The sequence below is a fragment of the Mycobacterium sp. SMC-13 genome, from assembly GCF_045311035.1.
Classification (GTDB): Bacteria; Actinomycetota; Actinomycetes; order Mycobacteriales; family Mycobacteriaceae; genus Mycobacterium.
The window spans coordinates 180,032-201,507 of record NZ_JBJIAI010000008.1; the positions used below are offsets into that span (position 1 = coordinate 180,032).

Below are 21,476 nucleotides of genomic sequence, written 5' to 3' on the forward strand. Positions count from 1 at the left end.
AGGCCAACCGGGGTCAGACGTTGGAGGCCGCCCACTCCGACAACCGGCGGTCGCGTTCGGCGGCGTCGACCTCTTCGACGCGCGTCATCACCGCCCAGCGCTGACCGAACGGATCGACGATCGACGCGAACCGGTCACCGGTGACGAAGGTCTGTGTCGCTTCCCGGATCGTCGCGCCGGCCCGCTCGGCCCGGTCGACCACCGCGTCGACATCGGGGCAGTACAGCACCACCGAATGCGTGACCGGACCGCTGCGGGGCGGCGCCACCAGTTCGTAATCGGGGTTGGGATCGGACAGTTGCAGCCGGCCGGTACCGAAGTCCAGCTCGGCGTGGGCCACCTTGCCGTCGCTCGCGTCCATCTTCTCGATCAGCCGCGCGCCGAACACCTCGACGTAGAAGTCGATCGCGGCGGCGGCCCCATCGATCACCAGGAACGGGGTGAGGCTGGTGTAGCCCTGGGGAATTGGTTGCACGCTCATGGCACCCAGTTTCGTAGGGTCAATGGTGTGGCGGCTTGGAAAAACCCGACAACAGCTCCCAAGCTGGGTGTGGTCGGCCGTGCCAATACCGGCTCGGTGTTCGACCTGCAGCAGTGGCAGCCGTCCGCCGGGGCAGCGGTCTGGGTCGAGAACTTCTGGTCCGTCACTTGGGATTTACGGGACGCCGAGCCGTTCGACAGCACCGTCATCACCTTTCCCGCGGTGCACCTGACGCACGAGTGGGGCACCGACGAGGTCCGGCACGGTCACCGGTTGCCGGCGACGCTGGTGCACGGCGTGGTCGAGCGGGTGTTCACCACCACGCTGTCGGGGGCAGGTTCAGTGGTGGGCGCCAGATTCCGGCCCGGCGGCTTCGCGGCCCGGTTCGGCCGGGACGCCGGCGCGCTGACGGGCCGCGTGCTCCCGGTGGGTGCGGAATTACTGGGCGCCGCAGTCCCTTTCGCCGACGATATCGACCGGGCCGCAGCGGCTCTCGACGCCGCGATCGGCAACCATACCGATGTGGACGCCACGTATCGGGATATGACGCGATTGCTCGACCGGGTCCGCGCCGATTCACAGCTGCACCGGGTCGAGCAGGTGATGGCACTGTCTCCCTGGAGTGAGCGGACCACGCAGCGGGTGTTTCGCCGGTACGTCGGGGTGCCGGTGAAATGGGTGCTGTGCCGCTACCGCCTGCAGCACGCGGCACTGCAGATCGAGACGGTGCCGGACCTCGACTTCGCCGACCTGGCAGTGCGATTGGGTTGGTACGACCAAGCGCACTTCATCAACGACTTCCACGCCATGCTCGGCTGCACGCCGGGGGAGTACGCCACAAAACACCGCCGATGATGGGTAATCTGCGCCGCATGGACCCTCGTGACCTGGCGTTCGCCGGCGCCGCCGAACAGGCCAGGATGCTCGCCGCCGGTACGGTGACCGCACCCGAACTCGTCGAACTGTACCTGGAGCGGATCGCGCGCATCGATGCCGAATTACGTTGTTATCGAACAGTTCTGGCCGGCAGTGCCAGGGCCCAGGCGCAGGCCGCGCAGGCCCGGCTGGACGCAGGGGAACGGCTACCGCTGCTCGGCGTGCCGATCGCCATCAAGGATGACACGGATGTGGCGGGCGAACTGACCACGTTCGGCAGCAGCGCGCACGGACCGGCCGCCACCACGGACGCCGAGGTGATTCGGCGGCTACGCGATGCCGGCGCGGTGATCCTGGGCAAGACCACGGTGCCCGAGCTGATGATCTGGCCCTTCACCGAGACACTGACCTACGGCACCACGCGAAACCCCTGGAATCCGGAGTATGCGCCGGGCGGCAGCAGCGGGGGCAGTGGCACCGCGGTCGCCGCCGGGCTGGCGGCAATGGCGCTGGGATCGGACGGGATGGGCTCGATCCGGATTCCCGCCACCTGGTGCGGGTTGTTCGGCATCAAACCGCAGCGCGACCGCGTGCCGCTGAGCCCGCACGACGATTCGTGGTGCGGCCTGGTCGCCTACGGGCCGTTGGCCCGCACCGTCGAAGACGCGGCCCTGTTCCTCGACGCCACCACCGACGGCGGCTTCGTGGCGGCCGCACGACAGGCACCCGGACGCTTGCGGATTGCGTTGAGCACCAAGGTGCCACCGCTGGTGACGGCACGGGTGGGCGCCAAGCAGCGCGCCGCGGTGGAGCAGGCGGGCGAGCTGTTGCGCGAATTGGGCCACGACGTCGTCCAACGAGATCCGGACTATCCGCGGTCGGCGGTGTACGGCCACGCCCTGCCGCGCTACTTCCGCGGTGTCTACGACGACGTGTCCGCGCTGCCGCATCCGGAGCGACTGGACCGCCGCACCCGGTCCTTCGCCCGGATCGGTGGGTTGATCTCGCAGCGGCGCATCGACGCGATCCGCGCCGCCGAACCCGCGCTCGCCGCTCGGGTGCAATCCGTTTTCGACAGTGTCGACGTGGTGATCACCCCGGGCGCGGCGACCGGACCGTCGCGGGTCGGGCAGTACCAGCGCCGCGGCGCCGTCTCGACGCTGGCGTCGGTCGCTGCGCGCGTGCCCTTCCAGGCCATGTTCAATGTCACCGGTCAACCGGCGGCCGTGGTGCCGTGGGGGCTGGACAATAACGGTGTCCCGACGTCGATTCAGTTGGTGGGCAGGCCCTTTGACGAGGCGACGCTGCTGTCGCTGAGTGCGCAGATAGAAGGTGCGCGGCCCTGGGCGGGCCGGCGGCCTCCGGTCGGTTAGCGCGCGCCGAGCGCGGCCTGGATGTCGGGCTTCATCTGCAGGAGTTGCTGACCCCAGTAGGCCCAGGTGTGCGTGCCCGTCGGCGGGAAGTTGAACGTGGCGTTGTGCCCGCCCGCGGCCTGGTACGCGCCCTGGAACTTGGTGTTCGACGCGAGCGTGAAACTCTCCAGGAACTGCTGTGGCACACCGCTTGTCGCGCCCGCCAGGTCGTCCGGCGTGCCGGTGCCGCAGTACACCCACAGCCTGGCGCCAGACGAGGCGATCCTGCCGACGTTGACCGTCGGGTCGTTGCGCGCCCATGCCGGATCACCGGGAGGCCCCCACATGGCGCCGGGGTTGAAGCCGCCGGAATCGTTCATCGCCAGCCCGACCAGCGACGGCCAGAACGAGTCGGACAAGTTCAGGAATCCGGACAGTGAACCGGCGTACCGGAATTTGTCCGGGTGGTCCGCCACGTACATGAGTGCGGTCGATCCGCTCATCGACAGCCCGACCACCGCGTTACCGCCGGTTGAGATGTGCTTGTTGGCGGCCAACCACGCCGGCAATTCCCTGGTCAGGAAGGTTTCCCACTTATAGGTCTGGGTGGTGCCGTTGCCGACGGCCGGCTGATACCAGTCGGTGTAGAAGCTCGACATGCCGCCGACCGGCATCACGACGGACAGGCCCGAGCCGTTGTACCACTCGAACGCCGGGGTGTTGATGTCCCAGCCGTTGTTGTCGTCTTGCGCGCGCAGGCCGTCCAACAGGTAGAGGGCGTGCGGACCGCCGGCCTGGAATTCGACTTTTATGTCGCGGCCCATGGCCGCCGATGGGACGTTGAGGTATTCGACGGGCAATCCGGGTCGGGAGAACGCGCCGACCGGCGTCGGTGCGATCAGACCACCGATCGTCAGCGCCGTCAGCGCCGCACCCAGATACTTCGTGAATCCCGGCAGGTTCTTGGCGATGCGTGACATGGGTAAACCCCCTGGGTCCGGATGCGGATACACACCACATTCGCGCGGCATACCCCCATCGGCCGAGGTGAAACGTTCAGCGGATCATTTGCCACGCCGCGAGTTTGTCGGCGAACGACATGGTCAGCGCTCCGCTGCTCGACGGCAGGCGGGCGGCGGGCAGCGCGATGTCGGCGCGCTGAAACAGCGTGTACGCCGTCAGCCCGTTGACGAAGCCCCGCTCGATCGTCGGGTGTTGCGTCAGGAACGCGTCGAAATCATTGAGCACCAACGTCTTTCGGTCGATATTGGCGTCCAGGCTGCCGACTCGACGGCAACTGTGCACGACGTCCCACAGCGCCACCCCGGCGGCGGTGACGGCGTCGAGGCGCTCGGCATAGGGCAGCTCCGCGTCGAACCCGATGAGCGCACCCAGCAGCCGCCAGAACTGGTTCCGCGTGTTGGCGTAGTACTCGCCGGTGTCCAGCGACTTCTCGCTGGGAAACGAGCCGAGGATCAGCACCCGTGGGTCGGCGCCGACAATCGCCGGCAGCCCCGTGCGTAGCGGCATCTCTGGCTCGGTCATGTGCCCATTCTGCGGGGCTGCCAGGCGCGATAGGTTGGCCGGGTGAGTGAACAAGCTGCCGAGCCGGTCGACCGTGCCGAGCTGACCGACTGGCTGCTGTCCGAGGGGTTCACCGAGGACCAGATCAACGAGTCGTTCGCGCCGATGCTGCTGCCTTCGCGGCGGGCGTTGGGTGATGACGGCACCAGGTTGTCGGCCCGGCAGATCAGCGAGCGGTGGGGCGTGAATCTGGACCTGCTGCAACGAATTCTGCATGCAGCCGGCCGGCCCCGGTCCGAAGACCTGGACGCCGAGCTGTTCCTGCCGGTCGACAGCGACCTGGTCGGCTACGCCCAGCGGTTCCTCCGGCTCGGCCTGCCGGAGGATCAGGTCGTCGCGGTCGTCCAGGTCATGGCCGAAGGTCTGTCCCGCACCGTCGAGGTCATGCGTTTTGCCGCGTTGTCCGCGATTCTGCAACCGGGTGTCAGCGAACTCGACGGCGCGAAAGCCACCGCGGCGCTGATCGGCGAGGCCGCGCCGCTGCTCGGGCCGATGATCCAGGACATGCTCCGGACCCAGTTGTTGCACGCCATGCTGGAAGAGGAGGTCAGCGCCACCGAACGGATGGCCGGACGGCCGCTGCCCGGGTCCGGGCAGGTGTCGGTGGCCTTCGCCGATCTCGTCGGGTTCACCAGTCTGGGGGAGGAACTGCCGCCGGAGGATTTGGAGCAGTTGTCGCAGCGGCTGGCCGATCTTGCGCGCGATCTAGCCGAGCCGCCGGTGCGGTTCGTCAAGACCATCGGGGACGAGGTCATGCTGGTCAGCGCTGAGCCGGTCCCGCTGCTGAACATGGTGCTGCAGCTCGTCGACGCGGCCGAGAAAGACGAATTCCTGCCGCGCCTCAAGGCGGGCATGGCGACGGGGCCAGCGGTGAGCCGGGCCGGGGACTGGTTCGGCCGGCCGGTCAACCAGGCCAGCCGGGTCACGGGAGTGGCCCGGCCCGGGTCGGTTCTGCTGGCTGAATCCGCACGTGAGGCAGTCGGCGACGCGCCGGATTTCGAGTGGTCTTTCGCCGGTGCACGACGGCTCAAAGGCATCCGTGACGAGGTGAAACTGTTCCGCGCCCGCCGCGGCGTGGAGTAACCGCGGCACCGATGCCCCTCGTATACCGGCTTGCACGAAGGCCGAGACGCGGCTTACATGGGTAGGCATGCCAGACATTGATCGTCGCAGCATGCTGTCGATGGCGGGGCTGGGCCTGCTGGCCGCCACGCTTCCCAGGGCCGAGGCCCACGCTGATACGCCCGGAAAACTCATCTTCGAGGACAACTTCGACGGCCCTGCCGGATCGTCGCCCGACACCTCGAAATGGGAGATCGCGACGGCCCGTGAGTCGATGGAGAACCCGACGTATTGGGAGATGCCCGAACGCGTCGGCCAGTACCGGAACGACCGCAAGAACCTGTTCCTGGACGGTAAGTCCAACCTGGTGATCCGGGCGGCCAAGGACGGGAACACGTACTACAGCGGCAAGATTTTCGGCACCTTCAAGGCCGGCATCGGCCATACCTTCGAGGCCCGGATCAAGCTCAACTGCCTGACGCCGGGCTGCTGGCCGGCCTGGTATCTGGCCAACAACTCGCCCGGAATCGGCGGCGAGGTCGACATCATGGAGTGGTACGGCAACGGGAGCTGGGCCCACGGTACGACCGTGCACGTCAACCTCAATGGCGGCGAACATGTTTCGCACAACATCACGCCGGACAGTGCCTGGCACAACTGGCGCTGCCAGTGGGACGACGCCGGGATGCGGTTCTGGCTGGACTACACCGACGGCGCGCAACCGTACTTCAATGTCCCGGCAAAGTCGTTGCCCAACTGGCACTTCAACGACCCCGGCTACACGCTGTTCCCGATCCTGGGCCTCGCCGTCGCCGGGTCCGGTGGCGGCGACCCGTCAGGGGGAACGTACCCGGCCGAGATGCTGGTCGACTGGGTGAAGATCTGGTAGTTACCTGCTCGGTTTGAAACTGCGGAGCCGCAGGCTGTTGCTCACGACGAACAGTGAGCTGAAAGCCATTGCCGCACTGGCGATCATCGGGTTCAGCATGCCCGCGGCCGCCAGCGGAATCGCCGCGACGTTGTAGGCGAACGCCCAGAACAGGTTGCCCTTGATGGTCTTGAGGGTGGCGCGGGACAGCCGGATCGCGTCGCCCGCTGCCCGCAGGTCGCCACTGACCAGGGTCAGGTCCGAGGCCTCGATCGCCACATCGGTGCCGGTACCCATGGCCAGTCCCAGGTCGGCCTGGGCAAGGGCGGCAGCATCATTCACGCCGTCGCCGACCATCGCCACGACCCGGCCCTGATCCTGCAGGCGCTTGATCTCGTCGACCTTGTCCGCGGGCAGCACCTCGGCGATCACCGTCGCGATGCCGACTTCGGCGGCCACCGCGCCGGCCGCGCGGGCGTTGTCCCCGGACAGCAGGACCGGGGTCAGTCCCAGCTTCTCGAGGTCGGCAATGGCTTCGGCGGCAGTGTCTTTCACCTTGTCGGACACCACGATGACGCCGGCTGTGGCGCCGTCGATCGCGACCCACACCGGGGTACGGCCTTCCGCCTCAGCCGTGTGCGCAACGTTCTCCAACTCCGGGGTGGCCGCCGTGGCCAGCCAGCTGTACCGCCCGACGGCGACCTCGTGACCGTCGACTACGCCAGTGACGCCGCGGCCGTCGTGGTTGACGAAGTCGGTGACCGCCGGCAGCGGCCCGTCGGCGGCGGCCCGGGTCGCGATGGCCTGGGCGATGGGGTGTTCGGACGCGTGCTCCAAGGCTCCGGCGAGCCGTAACACGTTGTCGGACTGGGCATGTACTGCCGCCACCGTCATCTTCCCGGTCGTCACCGTTCCAGTCTTGTCCAGCACGACGGTGTCGACCTTGCGGGTCGATTCGAGTACTTGCGGGCCCTTGATCAGGATGCCCAGCTGCGCGCCGCGGCCGGTGCCGACCAGCAGGGCCGTCGGTGTGGCCAGGCCCAGGGCACAGGGGCACGCGATGATCAGCACCGAAACGGCGGCGGTCAGCGCGGCACTCACCGTGCCGCCGGCGACCAGCCAGCCGATTAACGTCAGCAGCGCCAGCCCGATCACCACCGGCACGAACACCGCCGACACCCGGTCGGCGAGGCGCTGCACGTCGGCCTTGCCGCTCTGCGCATCGGCCACCAGGCGCGCCATCTGCGCCAGCTGTGTGTCGGCGCCGACACGGGTGGCCTTGACCTCAAGGCGCCCACCGGCATTCACCGTTGCGCCGGCCAGCTGATCGCCGGGGCCGACCTCGACAGGCACCGATTCGCCGGTCAACATCGACGCGTCGACGGCAGACGTTCCCGTCACCACCACGCCGTCCGTGGCGATCTTCTCGCCCGGGCGGACGACAAAGACATCTCCGACAGCCAGTTCCTCGATGGGCACCCGGGTTTCGTAGCCGTCACGGAGCACCGCGACGTCCTTGGCGCCGAGATCGAGCAGCGCGCGCAGCGCGGCCCCGGACTGCCGCTTGGCGCGGGTCTCGAAGAACTTGCCGGCCAGGATCAAGGTCGTGACGGTGGCGGCGACCTCGAGGTAGAGGTGGTCGCTGCCCATGGCCAGCATCCATACCGACCACAGGTACGACGTGAGCACACCCAGCGACACCAGGGTGTCCATCGTCGCCGCGCCGTGCCGCAGGTTGGTCCACGCGGCGTGATGCAGCGGCCAGGCGCCCCAGAACACCACGGGGGTGGCGAGGGCCAGCGCCCACAGCGCCCAGTGCGGGAATTGCAAGGCCGGAATCATGGACAGCGCGATGACGGGGATCGTGAGGGCCAGTGACGCCAGCAGGCGCGGCAGGTAGGCCGGTTCGGCGGGGGTATCGGCCTTGTCGACGCTCGCGGTGTAGCCGGTGGCCTCGACGGCCGCGACAAGATCGTCGGTGGTCACGCTGTCCGGGTAGGTGATGGCCGCCTGCTCGGTCGCGAAGTTCACGCTGGCGTGAACACCGTCGATCCGGTTGAGCCGCTTCTCGATTCGGGCCGCACACGACGCACACGTCATGCCGCCCACGGACAGGGTGACCGACGTGGTCATGCTGGTTGGACGACGTCGTATCCGGCGTCTTCGATGGCGGCGGCAACGGCGGCCCGATCGGCCTCGCCGTCCACTCGTACGGTCCCGGCCTTGAGGTCCACCTCGACGCCGGTTACGCCGGGCAGCGGCTCGACAGCTGAGGTGATGGACGCGACGCAGTGTCCGCACGACATTCCCTGAACTTCAAGTACCTGACTCATGCCTGGAGTATATACCCATAGGGGGTATAGGTAGGGCTGTGATTCGGGTCTCGGATTCGGGTGTCGGCTGAATCTCTTCCTTTAGTCGCCTCGGGTGGCATCCTGGTTCCATGGCGCGCAGAGAAATTGACCCGGTCCGGGCGAAGAGTGCCCTCGCGGTAGCGAAGGAACACCCGGGCATGCTGCTGTTCCTGGCGTCGCCGGTGATTGCCGCCATCGTCCTGGTCGGTGTCTTCGTCAGTCCGGGCTGGGCGGTGTTCCTGGCGTTGGTGGCGCTCGGGGCGGCCGTCTTCGGCGGTTCCGCGCTGCTGCGTAAGCGCTGATAGCCCCTTTTTGCGGCGTACGTTCACTTGGGGTGAAAGGCCGTTTCGTTACAGCTGTAACGGTGTAATCATGTAAGCATGAGGCAACGTCATTCAGGCCAGGACCGCCGTGGCGGCTGGCAACAAGCGCAGCAGCCTGACGCGGGCGACGCCGCCGACTGGTTCGCCGGCCGGCTCCCGGAAGAGTGGTTCGCCGGCGACCCGGAGGTCACGGTGGACCGCGAGGAGATCGTGGTGATCGGGCGACTGCCCGAGCCGGAGAATCCGGAAACGGCCGCCCGGGCCTCCGGGCGCGTGGCGCGGTTCCGGGAAGAGACCCGGGCCGAGCGCATGCGGATCGCCGACGAGGCCGAGGCCCGCTACGGCCGCAAAGTGGCCTGGGGTGTGTCGGTCGGGGAGTCGGAGCGAATCCTGTTCACCCACTTGGCTGTTCCGGTGATGACCCGACTGAAGCAGCCCGAGCGTCAGGTTCTCGACACCCTGGTCGACGCCGGCGTGGCCCGGTCGCGGTCCGATGCGCTGGCGTGGTCGGTCCGGTTGGTCGGCGAACATGCCGAGGAGTGGCTCGCCAAACTGCGTGACGCCATGACGGCGGTCGACGATCTTCGCGCGGAGGGTCCGCAACTCTGATCAACCATTGACGTTCGCCGCCGCTCGGGTGCAGGCTCAAGGTACTGGCCCGATGGGAGCGCGTCATGAGCGATCGGTTGTTCAATTACATCGGCGAGATGCTGTGCGGCAGCCTGAATGCCGACCTCGCGTCGGCCCGGGTGCTCGCGCCGGGTGACTTCACGAAATTCCTCACGGATGACGTGCGACTACACGCCATCCAGGGACGGTTGGCGGCCGAGGAATGGGGCACCGCGGAGCGGCATGGGCCGGTGCGGGTCCTGGCCACGCACATCATCATCACCGAGCACGGGCTGCTGTACGCGGCCGAGGTCGGCGGTCCGAATCCCGGTTACTACCTGGCGGCGCCGCGGACCCTGCTGGAACCCGTTGCCGACCACATCGCGGACAGCCCGCCGCCGTCGGGCACGGCCGCAGCCGTGGACTGCCGGATGGACCACGACCTCGCGTCCATCTGGCAGTTCGAGAGTGCGCTGCGGCATCGCCTCGAATCCGATCCGGTCATCCGGGTCCAGCTGACGGCAGCGTTCGCGGCCTGAGTCATGGGCTCGACGGCGTCCCTGCGCCGCCAAAGCCTGGTGCGCAGTGCGGTTTTCACCGTCGTCGTACCCGGCACCATGGCCGGCCTGATCCCATATTCGCTGACCGGTTGGCGGCGGATCGGTGACCTGTTCGGCGTGCCCGGCACATGGATCGGCGGCGTGGTGCTGATTGCTCTGGGCCTCCCGGTGCTGCTCGCGGCGATCTACAAATTCGCCAGTGATGGGCTCGGCACGCCCTTGCCGGCCGCGCCGACGCAGAACTTGGTCGTGACGGGGCCGCACCGGTACGTCCGCAACCCGATGTACCTCGCGGTCGCGGCCGTCATCGTTGGTCAGGCGCTGGTCCTCGGCCAGCCGGTACTGCTTTGGTATGCAGTCTTTTTCGTGCTTGGCACGGCCGCGTTCGTCTACTTCTATGAGCAACCCGCGCTGCTGAGGCAATTCGGCGACGAGTACCGGCGCTACTGCGAGTCGGTACCTGCCTGGCTGCCGAGGGTCACGCCATATCGGCCGTAGGTCTGTGGGTGGCGACGCGGTCTCTAGGCGAGTGAAATTCCCTGCTGTGCCTGCGTATTCGACACCTCGCGCCCGCGCGTCTTCCCGCGCCGCCCGCCTGCGCATCCTGCCGTCGGCATCGGCGCATTCGGTGCCGGATCGACGGCACGCCCGGGCCACGGGACCCCGCAGCCCAAGTTCGGCGGTCGCAACTGCCCTTCCGGGATCGCTCGAACCGTCACCGATGTCCTGATGTAGGCCGAAAACTCCTTGCTGTTCGAACAGATGTTCGATACAATTGGGCATGGGAATCGCACCGGATTTCAACGCTCTTCTCGATCACCTGCGTGGCGTGGCCGTCACCGACGACATGTCCAGGGACGACGCGGTGGCGGCGATGACGTGCGTGATGAAGCTGCGCAATGTGATCGATCATGTGGCGGCGATGCTGACCGGGGTGTTGGATCGCCGCGGGGTGGCGGCGGCGCAGGGGCGGACGCCGAGGGAGTTGTTGATGGCGTTGGGATGTGCCCCGTCGGTGGCCGAGCGCTTTATCCGGGTATCGGGCGCGTTGCCGGCATTGCCCACGCTCGCGGCGCATGCTGCCGACGGGGCGATCTCGGGGGAGCATGTGGATGCGATTGTCAAAGGCGTCAACCACATCCGCGCCCGCGCACCCGGTGAGGTGAGCGAGGAAGACCGGTTCGGGCAGGTGACCGATCTGTTGGGGCAGTTCTTCTCCGGGGCGACGCCCGCCGACATCGGGGCCCGCGCCCGCCGTTTGGGGAACCGGCATGCGGCCGCCGAAGGTGGGTTGCCGGCCGCGGAGGACCGGTCGGTCAACACCGTCGAGCACCGCGTCACCTCCGATGGTCGGGTGCAGGTGCGCGCGGACTTGGACGTGGAGGTGGGCGCCAAGCTGGTCGCAGCGATCGAGGAACACTCGGCACCGCGGCCCGAACCCGACGGCAGCCCCGACACCCGCACGGCGGGCAGGCGGCGGGCCGACGCGCTGGAAGCGGTGCTGGACATCGCCGCCCGCGGCGGCGACACCGCCTCGGCCCCGCGCACGCAGCTACTGGTGACCGTCCCGGCGGATGCCCCGGATTTGGCCACGCTGGAATTCATCGGGTCGATCAGCACCATGACCCTGGAACGAATCTGCTGCGACACCACCGTCACCACCATGATCGTCGACGGCGAACACGTACCCCTCGATATGGGCCGAGAGAAACGCCTGTTCCCGGCGCACCTGCGCAAAGCGCTGTATCTGCGGGATCAGTGCTGCATCAAATGCGGCGCCCCACCCGGACGCACCCACGCCCACCACATCATCCACTGGACCCACCACGGTGAGACATCACTAGCCAACGGCTGCCTGCTGTGCCCGGCCTGCCACGCCAACGTCCACCACGACGGCTGGGACGTCGTCGTGGGCCTGGACAAACACCCCTGGCTCGTCCCACCCGCGGCCGTCGACCCGCAACGAAAACCGATCCCCGCATACAACCGCCGCACCATGCGCCTCGACACAGCCGCATAACACCTAAAGCATTGCGCACCTTGACAACTCAACAGTGACAACACATCGCGGGCCTGCCTCTTCAGCGGCGGAGTGGCAGGCCCGCGCACCGGCTGAACACAGGGAACCTTCGGTGGGAGGGATGCCCGGTGGGTGGACCTAGCCCGCGACCGTCAGGCCTGCGTCATCTTCCAGTAGGCCCCGCGTCGCTGGAGCAACTCGTCGTGGGACCCACGCTCGACGATGCGCCCGGCCTGCACCACGAGGATCAGATCGGCATCTCGGATGGTGGAAAGCCGGTGCGCGATAATGAAACTGGTCCGATTACGGCGCAGCTCCGCGGTGGCTTGGGCGATCAGCAGCTCGGTGCGGCTGTCGACGGAACTGGTGGCCTCGTCGAGGATCAACAGCTGGGGTTGCCGGACCAGCGCGCGGGCAATGGTGATCAGCTGCTTCTCGCCGGCGCTGATGTTCACGCCGTTCTCGTTGAGCCGCGTCTGGTACCCGTTCGGCAGCGTGTGCACGAAGTGGTCGACGCGCGCGGTACGAGCAGCCTCGATCACCTCGGCCTCGGTGGCGTCCGGACGTCCGTAGGCGATGTTGTCGTAGATGGTGCCGGCAATCAGCCACGTGTCCTGCAGCACCATGCCGATGCGCGACCGCAGCTCGGCGCGGCTCATCGTCGCGATGTCGCGGCCGCCCAGGAGGATTCGGCCGGAATCCGGCTCGTAGAACCGCATCAGCAGATTTACCAGCGTGGTCTTTCCGGCTCCGGTCGGCCCGACGATGGCCACGGTGGTGCCCGGTTCGGCGACGAACGACAGGTCCTCGATGACAGGGGTCCCGGGTACGTAGGAGAAGTTGACCCGCTCGAACTCGACGAGGTCCGGCGGAGCCGCGGAACTGCCGGCCGCGGCTCCGCCAGGGCCGGGTGCAACCGAACCGCGGTCGGCCGCAGCCGAGCCCCGGTCCGCCGCAACCGAGCCCCGGTCCGGCACGGCCGAAACACGGCCAAGTGCCGGTCCAGCTCCGGCCTCTTCGTCAGCATCCAGGAACTCGAAAACCCGCTCGGCGCTGGCCATCCCGGACTGCATGGTGTTGTACATCGACGCGATCTGGGTCAAGGGCTGGTTGAACTGCCGCACGTACTGGATGAATGCCTGGATGCTGCCCAGGCTGATCTGCCCGGTCGCCACCTGGATACCGCCGACCACCGCGACGCCGACATAGCTGACGTTGCCGATGAACGTCGTGATCGGGGAGACCAGTCCGGACAGTGACTGCGCCCCGAAACTCGACTGGTACACATCGTCATTCAGTTCGCGGAACTTCTCCTCGGCGAGTGCCCGGTGGCCATATGTCTTGACGACGGTGAAGCCGCTGTAGGTCTCTTCGATGTGGGCGTTGAGCCGGCCGGTGTTGCGCCACTGCGCCATGAACTGTTGTCGCGATCGCTTGGTGATGATGCGCGTCGCCAGCAAGGTGAACGGCACCGTCAGCACGGTGATCAACGCCAGCAGCGGCGAAATCCAGATCATCGCCGCCAGCACCGCCACCACGGTCAGCGCCGAGGTCAGCAGTTGGCTGACGGTGATCGTCAACGACGTCTGGACGTTGTCGATGTCGTTGGTGACGCGGCTGAGAATCTCCCCACGGGGCCGGGAATCGAAGTAGGACAACGGCAGCCGGTGAATCTTGTCCTCGACGTGGGAGCGCAGCGTGAACATGGTGCGCTGCACGATGGTGTTGAGCAGTCGTGCCTCGGTCCACACCATCACCGCAGAAACCAGATACAGGAGCAGCGCGAGCGTCAGCACGTGGCCGATCGCAGTGAAGTCCACGCCCTGTCCCGGAACGACGTCGGACCCGGCGAGCAGGTCGGCAAAGGTGTTGTCGCCCCGGGCCCGCGCCGCTGCCACCGCCTGCTCACGGCTGATGCCCGCTGGCAGCCCGCGGCCCAGAACCCCGTTGAACAACAGGTCGGTGGCATGGCCCAGGATGCGCGGTCCGATCACGCCCGCGGCGATCCCGGCGATGCCCAACAGCATCACCACGATCACCCGACCGCGTTGCGGTGCCAGCTGTTTCACCAACCGCAGCGCCGTACCGCGGAAGTTCTCGGACCGCTGACCCGAAGCCAGCATGGCGGCCGACGGCGGCCGGGTCACGCCAGGCCTCCGGCCACAACCGCTTGCGAGTCGGCGAATTCGCGGTACACCGGGCACGACTCGATCAGTTCGGAATGCGTGCCGACGCCCACCACGTGGCCGTTGTCGAGTACGACGATCTGATCGGCGGCGGCGACCGTCGAAAGGCGCTGGGCGACAATGATCACCGTGGCCTCGGCAGCCACCGCGGACAACGCGTCCCGCACCCGGGCGTCGGTGTGGACGTCCAGCGCGGAGAAGGCGTCGTCGAACAGGTACACCGCGGGCCGCCGTACGACTGCGCGGGCGATGGCGAGGCGCTGGCGCTGTCCACCGGAGAAGTTCGTGCCGCCCTGTGCGACGGGCATGCCCAGCCCCTCGGGGTGGTCCGCCACGAAATCGGCCGACGCGACACCGAGCGCCGCCCACATCTCGTCTTCGGTCGCATCGGCCTTGCCGAACCGCAGGTTGTCGGCGACCGTGCCGGAGAACGCGTGCCCGCGCTGCGGCACCACCCCGATCATCGACCACAGCTGTTCGGGGTCGTAGTCCCGGACGTCGACGCCGTCGACCATCACGGAGCCGGACGTGACGTCGTACATCCGGCACAGCAGCGCCATCAGTGTCGACTTTCCGGAGCCGGTCGATCCCACGACGGCCGTCACCGTCCCGGGTGAAGCGGTCAGTGAAACGCCGTGCAGCACAGGGTCGTCGGCGGCGGGGTACCCGAAGGTGGCTGCTTCCACCCGTACCTCCCCGCGCCGGACCTCCGGTACCACGGGCACAGCGGGCGACACGATCGTCGGCTCGGTGACGAGCACGTCGGTGATCCGCTCGGCGCACACCGACGCCCGCGGCAGGATCACGAGCACGATGGTCACCATCAGCACGGCCATCAGGATCTGCATGAAGTACGAGAGGAACGCGATCAGCGAGCCGACCTGCATCTGGCCGTGATCGATGCGGATGCCGCCGAACCAGATCACCGCAACGCTGGACAGATTCACCACGAGAGTGGTCGCGGGCAGCATCAGTGCCTGCCACCGCCCGACGGTCAGCGTGGTGTCGGTCAGGTCGTGATTGGCGTCCGCGAACCGGGCGCGTTCGGCGTCGTCGCGCGAGAAGGCCCGAACCACGCGAATGCCGGTGAGTTGTTCGCGCAGCACCCGATTAATGTTGTCGATCAACCGTTGCATGCGGCGGAACAGCGGCAGCAGCCGGGAGATGATCAGGTAGTTGCACACCGCCATCACCGGCACGCTGACGAGCAGCAGCCACGACAGGCCGGCGTTCTGGTGCACGGCCATCGCGATGCCGCCGATGCACATGATCGGCGCGGTGATCAGCATGGTGCAGGTCATCTGCACCAGTACCTGGATCTGCTGGACGTCATTGGTGGTGCGCGTCATCAGCGTCGGCGCCCCGAACCGCACGGCTTCGGCATTGGACCAGCCGAGCACCTGGCGGAACACGGCCCAGCGCAGGTCGCGGCCGAAGCCCATGCCGGCGCGGGAACCGAAGTAGACCGCGCCGATGGCGCACAGGACCTGCATCGCACTGACGGCGAGCATGACGGCGCCGAGCCGCCCGATCACACCGGTGTCGCCGCGCGCCACGCCGTGGTCGATGATGCGGGCGTTGAGCGTCGGCAGATACAGCGAGGCCAGCGTGCTGATCAGTTGCAGCGTCGCCACCACCGTCAGCTGCCGCCGATACGGCCTCGTGTACTGCCGCAGCAGTGCCCAGAGCATGCGGTTACTGTGGCACACCCGGGAATGCTTATAGAAAGACCAGGTCAGTCGGCATGTCGGTGGTTGACCTCAGAACCTGCCGCTACAGTGCATGGCGTGACCCGCAGACAGGTGAAGACTGCCGCCGCGACCGTGCTTGCCGCGGCGATGATTCCGGCGATGTCCGCCTGCTCGGACGACGGCAACGGCGGCACCGCTCAGGCGGGCGGCCAGTCGGGCCCCGCTGCCTCGGGCCCGGCAAAGCACGGCCCGATGTTCCCGGTGTGCGGCGGCGTCAGCGATCAGACCGTCAGCCAGCTGACCCAGGTCACCGGCCTCGTGAACACCGCGAAGAACTCCGTGGGGTGCCAGTGGCTGGTCAACGGTGGCATCCTCGGCCCGCACTTCTCCTTCACCTGGTACCGCGGCAGCCCGATCGGCCGCGAACGCAAGACCGAGGAACGGACACGGGCCGACGTCAGCGACATCAACATCAACGGCCACTCCGGTTTCGTCGCGCTCGGTGAGGACCCGATGATCGGCAAGAGCCTGTGTGAGGTCGGCATCCAGTTCGACGACGACTTCATCGAATGGTCCATCAGCTTCTCCCAGAAGCCGTTCCCCGAACCGTGCGACATCGCCAAGGAACTGGCCCGGCAATCGATTGCGAACGCGAAATGACACGACGGAAACTGGCTGGAGCGGTCGCCGTGATGTCGGCGCTGGCGCTGGTGGGTTGCGCCCGCTCGGTCGAGGGCACCGCGATGAAAGAAGGCGCCGGCGGCGGCAGCGAGCATTCGGCGGATTCGTACCCGAACCTGCTCAAAGAGTGCGACGTGCTGACCAATGACGTGCTGGCCAAGACGGTTGGCGCGGATCCGCTGGACATCCAGAGCACCTTCGTGGGTGCGGTGTGCCGGTGGCAGGCGCTGAACCAGTCCGCGGGCCTCATCGACATCACCCGGTTCTGGTACGAGCAGGGCAGCCTCGATGAGGAGACCAAGGTCGCCCAGCATCTGAACTACAAGTACGAGTCCAAAGCGATCGCCGGCGTGAAGTCGATCATCATGCATCCGAACGACCCCAACGGTTCGTGCGGCGTGGCCAGTGACGCTGCCGGTGTCGTGGGCTGGTGGGTCAATCCGCAGGGGCCGGGCGCGGACACCTGCGGAATGGCCACCAAACTGATGGAGCTGACGCTCGCCACCAACTCCTAACGGGGGATGTGGAACTGGTCCAGCGTGGCGCTGCGCAGCTCCAGCTGCGACCAGTGCCGGTCGGTGTGCAGAACCGCGATAGCTGACGTCGGGTACTTCATCGCGATCTGGCCGGCGGCGTCAGGGTCGCTCGTGTCGAGCGACGCCAAACTCAGCGCGAGCGACGACATGACCGGTTCGTGGCCGATCACCAGCACCGTGTTCGCCGCCTCCGGCGCGCCGTTGATGACTTCGATGGCGATGCCGGCCGTCGCGTCGTAGAGGCGTTCGACATAGGTCACGGGTGCGGTGATGCCGGTGCGTTCGAGCGTCTGCCGGGTTCGGGTGGCGGTCGAGCAGAGGACGGCGTCGACGGCCGGGAGATGTTCCCGAATCCAGTCGCCCGCCAGTGCCGCTTCGCGGACACCGCGCTTGGCGAGCGGCCGGTCGTGGTCGGCGACCCCGCCGGGGTAGTCGGATTTCGCGTGCCGCAGCAGGATCAATGTTCGGGTTCCCGTCACCCGCCCACCGTAGATCCCCGGAGTTGTCAGTGCCGGGTTTTACACTCGCCGCATGCGTTTCGTCCACACCGCCGACTGGCAGCTCGGTATGACCCGGCATTTCCTGGGCGGTGAGGCGCAGCCGCGCTACTCGGCCGCACGTCGTGACGCCGTGGCGCGCCTCGGGGCGTTGTGCACCGAGGTGGGTGCCGAGTTCGTCGTCGTGGCGGGGGATGTCTTCGAGCACAACCAGCTCGATCCGCGTGAGGTCAGCCTGTCGCTGGAGGCCATGCGCGCCATCAAGATTCCGGTGTTCCTGCTGCCGGGCAACCACGATCCGCTGGATCCGGCGTCGGTGTACACCAGCACGCTGTTCCTGGCCGAATGCCCGCCCAACGTCACGGTGCTCGACGGCGTACACGATCTGCGGCCCGGGGTGCAGATCGTCGGCGCGCCGTGGCGCTCCAAGGCGCCCACCACGGACCTGACGGGCGACGCGGTGGCCGACCTGCCGGCCGACGGCATCACCCGAATCGTGGTGGGGCACGGCGGGGTCGACGTCCTCGATCCCGATCCCACGAAACCGGCACTGATCCGGCTGGACACCGTCGAGGCCGCGGTACGGCGGGGCGCGGTCCACTATGTGGCGTTGGGGGACAAGCACTCTCGCACCGAGGTCGGCAGCACCGGCCGGGTGTGGTACTCCGGTGCGCCCGAAGTGACCAATTACGATGACATCGAAGCGGATTCGGGCCACGTCCTGGTGGTCGACGTCGATGACACGGATCAGTCGGTCACGGTCGAGTCCCGCCGGGTGGGGCAGTGGCGGTTCGTCACGCTGCGCCGGATCGTCGACACGGATCGCGATATCGCCGATCTGGACCTGAACCTCGACGGCCTGCCGGACAAGGAGCGCACCGTCGTCCGGTTGGCGCTGACCGGCTCACTGACCATCTCCGACAAGGCCACCCTCGATGCCTGCCTCGACCGCTACGCGCGCCTGTTCGCCGCGCTGACGACGTGGGAACGACACACCGACCTCGTCGTGGTCCCGGCGGACGGCGAATTCTCGGACCTGGGCATCGGTGGGTTCGCCGCGGCGGCGGTCGACGAATTGGTCGGCACCGCAAGCACTTCGGGCGACGACGCCGACGACGCACGCGCGGCGCTCGCGCTGCTGCTGCGCCTGGTCGATCGGGGGAGTGCGGCATGAAGTTGCACCGGCTGGTCCTGACCAACTACCGCGGCATCACCCACCGCGAGATCGAATTTCCCGAGCGCGGCGTGGTGGTGGTCGCCGGCGCCAACGAGATCGGCAAGTCCTCCATGATCGAGGCGCTCGATCTGCTGCTGGAGTCCAAGGACCGCTCGACCAAGAAAGAGGTCAAGCAGGTCAAGCCGACGCATGCTGACGTGGGCGCCGAGGTGACGGCCGAAATCTCCACCGGCCCTTACCGGTTCGAGTATTACAAGCGGTTCCACAAGAAGGCCGAGACCCGGCTGACCATCCTCGCGCCGCGCCGCGAGCAGCTCACCGGCGACGAGGCGCACGACCGGGTGCGGGCGATGTTGGAGGAGACGGTCGACACCGAACTGTGGCGGGCCCAGCGCATTCTGCAGTCTGCCGCCACGGTGCCGGTCGACCTCGCCGGATGCGACGCGCTGGCTCGGGCACTCGATGTCGCGGCCGGCCAGGCCGGTGCACTCGAGGGCGCGCTGTCGGGCAACGAGCCGCTGCTGGTCGACCGGATCGACGCCGAGTTCTTGAAGTACTTCACGCAGACCGGCCGCCCCACCGGTGTGTGGGCCGAGGCAACAAAAAGCCTGAAGGCCGCGCAGGCGGAGGTCTCGGCGCGTGCCGCCGCGGTGGCCGAGGTCGACGAGGCGGTCCGCCGCCACGGCGAGCTGGCGAAGGAATTGGTAACGGCCACTGAGCAACTGGCGGCCGCCGAGGTGCGGCTGGCGGCGGCTCGGGAAGCGGCCACTGCGGTGGCTCGAGTCCGCGACGACCTTGCCCAGGCACGCGTGCAGGCGCAGGCGGCGGTGGCGACCGCGACGGCAGCACGCAGTGCTCTCGACGAGCGGCAGCGGCTGCAGGCCGACGTCGAACAGCGGACCGCCGGCATCGGTGAACTGACCGCCGCCGCCGAGCACGCCGCGCAACAGCAGGTGGCCGCGGCGCAGCTGCAGCAGGCCGCCGACACCGCCGTGGCGGTGGCGCGGTCCGTGGTGGAGGCCGGTCGTGTCCGCCTGGATGCGGCGCGGCAGGTGGTGGACCAACTGTCCCAGCGCGCTGAGGCGGTTCGGCTGTCCGGCCTGCTGGAGCGGGTGCAGGTTGCCGCCGACGAACTGGCGGCGGTGGCCGATCAGCTGGGCAAGATCACGCTGACCGCGGCGGGCATGCGGGCCATCGAAACCGCCGCCGCCGCGGTGGACCGGGCTGCCGCGGCCGCTGAACTCGCCTCGGCGCGAATCGAATTGGTGGCTCACGGCGACGTCGAGCTGCGCGTGGGTGACCAGGACGTGACGCTGTCCGCCGGGTCGGAGTGGGTCACGAGCGCGGGCGGCCGGACCGATGTCGAACTCCCCGGGCTGGTGACGGTGCGGGTGCTGCCCGGTACCCCGGCCGCGGACACCAGCGCCGTTCTCGACGCGGCGCGCACTGCGCTGGCGGCTGCGCTCCAGCCACACGGGGTGGCTGACGTCGAGGCCGCGCGGGCCCTGGACGCCCGGCGGCGCGAACTCGAAGCCGAGCGTGATCGGCTGACCGTCACCCGGCAGACGCTGCTGGGCGCCGACACGGTCGAGGCGCTCGCGGCTCGGCTGGCGGGGCTGCGGGAGCAACTGGGCGACACCGACGCCATCGACGTCGGGGCGGCACGAGCCGAGCTGGAAGCCGCCGACGCCGAACAGCGCCGGGCGACAACCGAGTACGAGCAATGCCGCGACACGGCCACCGCCGCGGCCGCCGCGGTGGCGGCCGCGTTGACCGCGGCGACGGTCGCCCGCGAGAAGGTGACGGCGGCGACGGCCGCGCTCACCGAGGCCACGGAGCGACTGACCCGGCAGCGCGAACTGGAGGACGACGCGGCCTTGACCCAGCGCGTCGCGGCGCTGGGGGAGCAGGCTGCCGCGGCCACCGCGCGCGAACAGGAACTCGCCGCGGCGCTGGCTGCCGCCGCGCCCGACGCCGTCGACGCGGAACTGGCGGCGGCCACCGCGGATTCGGCCCGGCTCGGTACTCGGCGCCGCGAACTCGATGACCAATTGCGGGATGTGGCAGCGCAATTGAAGGTGTACGGGACACAGGGCCGCCAGAGCCAGCTCGATGCCGCCGAGATCGCGCTGCGGCATGCGGAGTCCGAGCATGCAGCGGTGGGGCGTCGAGCCCGGGCCGCTGAACTGCTGCGGACGGTGATGGGCCGGCACCGTGAGCAGGCCCGGCAGCGGTACGTGGCACCGTTCCGCACCGAGGTGGAACGGCTGGGGCGCATCGTGTTCGGGGACAGCTTCGCCGTCGAGGTCGACAGTGATCTGCGAATTTGCAGTCGCACCGTCGCGGGCACCACCGTGCCGTACGAGAGCCTCTCCGGTGGGGCCAAGGAACAGCTGGGGATCGTCGCCCGGCTGGCCGGCGCGGCGCTGGTGGCCAAGGAGGACACCGTCCCGGTGATCATCGATGACGCACTGGGGTTCACCGATGCGGGCCGGTTGACGCGCATGGGTGAGGTGTTCGACGCGGTCGGCGGCGACGGCCAGGTGATCGTGCTGACCTGCAGCCCCGAGCGTTATGCCAGCGTCGGCGACGCGACGCGCATCGAGCTCACCGCTTAGG

Annotated in this window: 21 protein-coding genes; 13 read left to right on the plus strand and 8 right to left on the minus strand. The window is 68.2% G+C overall.

Annotation, left to right across the window (positions count from 1 at the left end):
* Positions 1–13: 13 nt before the first annotated feature.
* Positions 14–481, minus strand: coding sequence for a VOC family protein (locus ACJH6I_RS14330; RefSeq protein WP_318986582.1), 468 nt, complete (start codon positions 479–481; stop codon positions 14–16).
* 27 nt (positions 482–508) lie between these two features.
* Between ACJH6I_RS14330 and ACJH6I_RS14335 the strand changes: the two genes are divergently transcribed.
* Both ACJH6I_RS14335 and ACJH6I_RS14340 read left to right on the plus strand, forming a co-directional pair.
* On the plus strand, positions 509–1,336 hold the full coding sequence (locus tag ACJH6I_RS14335) for a helix-turn-helix domain-containing protein (protein ID WP_318986581.1): 828 nt from the start codon (positions 509–511) through the stop codon (positions 1,334–1,336).
* Positions 1,337–1,353: 17 nt separating this feature from the next.
* Complete coding sequence (locus ACJH6I_RS14340) at positions 1,354–2,730, plus strand: amidase (protein ID WP_318986580.1); 1,377 nt, start codon at positions 1,354–1,356, stop codon at positions 2,728–2,730.
* On the opposite strand, the gene ACJH6I_RS14345 is transcribed toward ACJH6I_RS14340, so the two are convergent.
* Together ACJH6I_RS14345 and ACJH6I_RS14350 are read right to left on the minus strand one after the other, a co-directional pair.
* On the minus strand, positions 2,727–3,689 hold the full coding sequence (locus ACJH6I_RS14345) for an alpha/beta hydrolase family protein (RefSeq protein ID WP_318986579.1): 963 nt from the start codon (positions 3,687–3,689) through the stop codon (positions 2,727–2,729). The genes ACJH6I_RS14340 and ACJH6I_RS14345 overlap by 4 nt on opposite strands.
* A gap of 76 nt (positions 3,690–3,765) precedes the next feature.
* Positions 3,766–4,254 (minus strand): DNA-deoxyinosine glycosylase, encoded by a 489-nt coding sequence (locus ACJH6I_RS14350; RefSeq protein WP_318986578.1) that lies wholly within the window; start codon positions 4,252–4,254, stop codon positions 3,766–3,768.
* A 42-nt stretch (positions 4,255–4,296) separates the two neighbouring features.
* Here ACJH6I_RS14350 and ACJH6I_RS14355 point away from each other — a divergent pair, with 42 nt between their 5' ends.
* The gene (locus tag ACJH6I_RS14355; protein ID WP_318986577.1) at positions 4,297–5,376 is read left to right on the plus strand and encodes an adenylate cyclase regulatory domain-containing protein; all 1,080 of its coding nucleotides are present in this window, start codon (positions 4,297–4,299) and stop codon (positions 5,374–5,376) included.
* 67 nt (positions 5,377–5,443) lie between these two features.
* Positions 5,444–6,244: a family 16 glycosylhydrolase gene (locus ACJH6I_RS14360; RefSeq protein ID WP_318986576.1), complete on the plus strand. Its 801-nt coding sequence runs from the start codon at positions 5,444–5,446 to the stop codon at positions 6,242–6,244.
* On the opposite strand, the gene ACJH6I_RS14365 is transcribed toward ACJH6I_RS14360, so the two are convergent.
* On the minus strand, positions 6,245–8,356 hold the full coding sequence (locus ACJH6I_RS14365; RefSeq protein WP_318986575.1) for a heavy metal translocating P-type ATPase: 2,112 nt from the start codon (positions 8,354–8,356) through the stop codon (positions 6,245–6,247).
* Positions 8,353–8,556: a cation transporter gene (locus ACJH6I_RS14370; protein WP_212812576.1), complete on the minus strand. Its 204-nt coding sequence runs from the start codon at positions 8,554–8,556 to the stop codon at positions 8,353–8,355. Before ACJH6I_RS14370 ends, ACJH6I_RS14365 begins: the two co-directional genes overlap by 4 nt.
* A 110-nt stretch (positions 8,557–8,666) precedes the next feature.
* On the opposite strand from ACJH6I_RS14370, the gene ACJH6I_RS14375 reads away from it, so the two are divergent.
* The 5 genes from ACJH6I_RS14375 (at position 8,667) to ACJH6I_RS14395 (ending at position 12,089) form a co-directional block, all read left to right on the plus strand.
* Positions 8,667–8,879, plus strand: coding sequence for a hypothetical protein (locus tag ACJH6I_RS14375; protein ID WP_318986574.1), 213 nt, complete (start codon positions 8,667–8,669; stop codon positions 8,877–8,879).
* 78 nt (positions 8,880–8,957) lie between these two features.
* Positions 8,958–9,509 (plus strand): hypothetical protein, encoded by a 552-nt coding sequence (locus ACJH6I_RS14380; RefSeq protein WP_318986573.1) that lies wholly within the window; start codon positions 8,958–8,960, stop codon positions 9,507–9,509.
* Between the two features lie 65 nt (positions 9,510–9,574).
* Positions 9,575–10,048: a glucose-6-phosphate dehydrogenase gene (locus ACJH6I_RS14385; RefSeq protein WP_318986572.1), complete on the plus strand. Its 474-nt coding sequence runs from the start codon at positions 9,575–9,577 to the stop codon at positions 10,046–10,048.
* A 78-nt stretch (positions 10,049–10,126) separates the two neighbouring features.
* Positions 10,127–10,567, plus strand: a complete 441-nt coding sequence (locus tag ACJH6I_RS14390; protein ID WP_318986571.1) for an isoprenylcysteine carboxylmethyltransferase family protein — start codon at positions 10,127–10,129, stop codon at positions 10,565–10,567.
* A 283-nt stretch (positions 10,568–10,850) separates the two neighbouring features.
* Entirely contained in the window at positions 10,851–12,089 is a 1,239-nt protein-coding gene (locus ACJH6I_RS14395) for a DUF222 domain-containing protein (RefSeq protein ID WP_318986570.1), read from the plus strand.
* Between the two features lie 152 nt (positions 12,090–12,241).
* Here the strand turns inward: ACJH6I_RS14395 and ACJH6I_RS14400 are convergent, their stop codons facing one another.
* Positions 12,242–14,212, minus strand: a complete 1,971-nt coding sequence (locus ACJH6I_RS14400; protein ID WP_318986608.1) for an ABC transporter ATP-binding protein — start codon at positions 14,210–14,212, stop codon at positions 12,242–12,244.
* A gap of 20 nt (positions 14,213–14,232) precedes the next feature.
* Positions 14,233–15,966: an ABC transporter ATP-binding protein gene (locus ACJH6I_RS14405; protein WP_318986569.1), complete on the minus strand. Its 1,734-nt coding sequence runs from the start codon at positions 15,964–15,966 to the stop codon at positions 14,233–14,235.
* A gap of 147 nt (positions 15,967–16,113) precedes the next feature.
* Between ACJH6I_RS14405 and ACJH6I_RS14410 the strand changes: the two genes are divergently transcribed.
* A complete protein-coding gene (locus ACJH6I_RS14410; protein ID WP_212814925.1) occupies positions 16,114–16,626 on the plus strand; it encodes a DUF3558 domain-containing protein in 513 nt (170 codons plus the stop codon).
* On the plus strand, positions 16,623–17,162 hold the full coding sequence (locus ACJH6I_RS14415; RefSeq protein WP_212812568.1) for a DUF3558 domain-containing protein: 540 nt from the start codon (positions 16,623–16,625) through the stop codon (positions 17,160–17,162). The genes ACJH6I_RS14410 and ACJH6I_RS14415 overlap by 4 nt, the downstream gene beginning before the upstream one ends.
* Here ACJH6I_RS14415 and ACJH6I_RS14420 read toward each other — a convergent pair.
* Positions 17,159–17,662, minus strand: a complete 504-nt coding sequence (locus tag ACJH6I_RS14420; RefSeq protein WP_318986568.1) for a histidine phosphatase family protein — start codon at positions 17,660–17,662, stop codon at positions 17,159–17,161. The two genes, ACJH6I_RS14415 and ACJH6I_RS14420, sit on opposite strands and share 4 nt — an antisense overlap.
* A 52-nt stretch (positions 17,663–17,714) precedes the next feature.
* On the opposite strand from ACJH6I_RS14420, the gene ACJH6I_RS14425 reads away from it, so the two are divergent.
* Together ACJH6I_RS14425 and ACJH6I_RS14430 are read left to right on the plus strand one after the other, a co-directional pair.
* The gene (locus ACJH6I_RS14425; protein WP_318986567.1) at positions 17,715–18,854 is read left to right on the plus strand and encodes an exonuclease SbcCD subunit D; all 1,140 of its coding nucleotides are present in this window, start codon (positions 17,715–17,717) and stop codon (positions 18,852–18,854) included.
* On the plus strand, positions 18,851–21,475 hold the full coding sequence (locus ACJH6I_RS14430) for an AAA family ATPase (RefSeq protein ID WP_318986566.1): 2,625 nt from the start codon (positions 18,851–18,853) through the stop codon (positions 21,473–21,475). The genes ACJH6I_RS14425 and ACJH6I_RS14430 overlap by 4 nt, the downstream gene beginning before the upstream one ends.
* Position 21,476 lies beyond the last annotated feature (1 nt).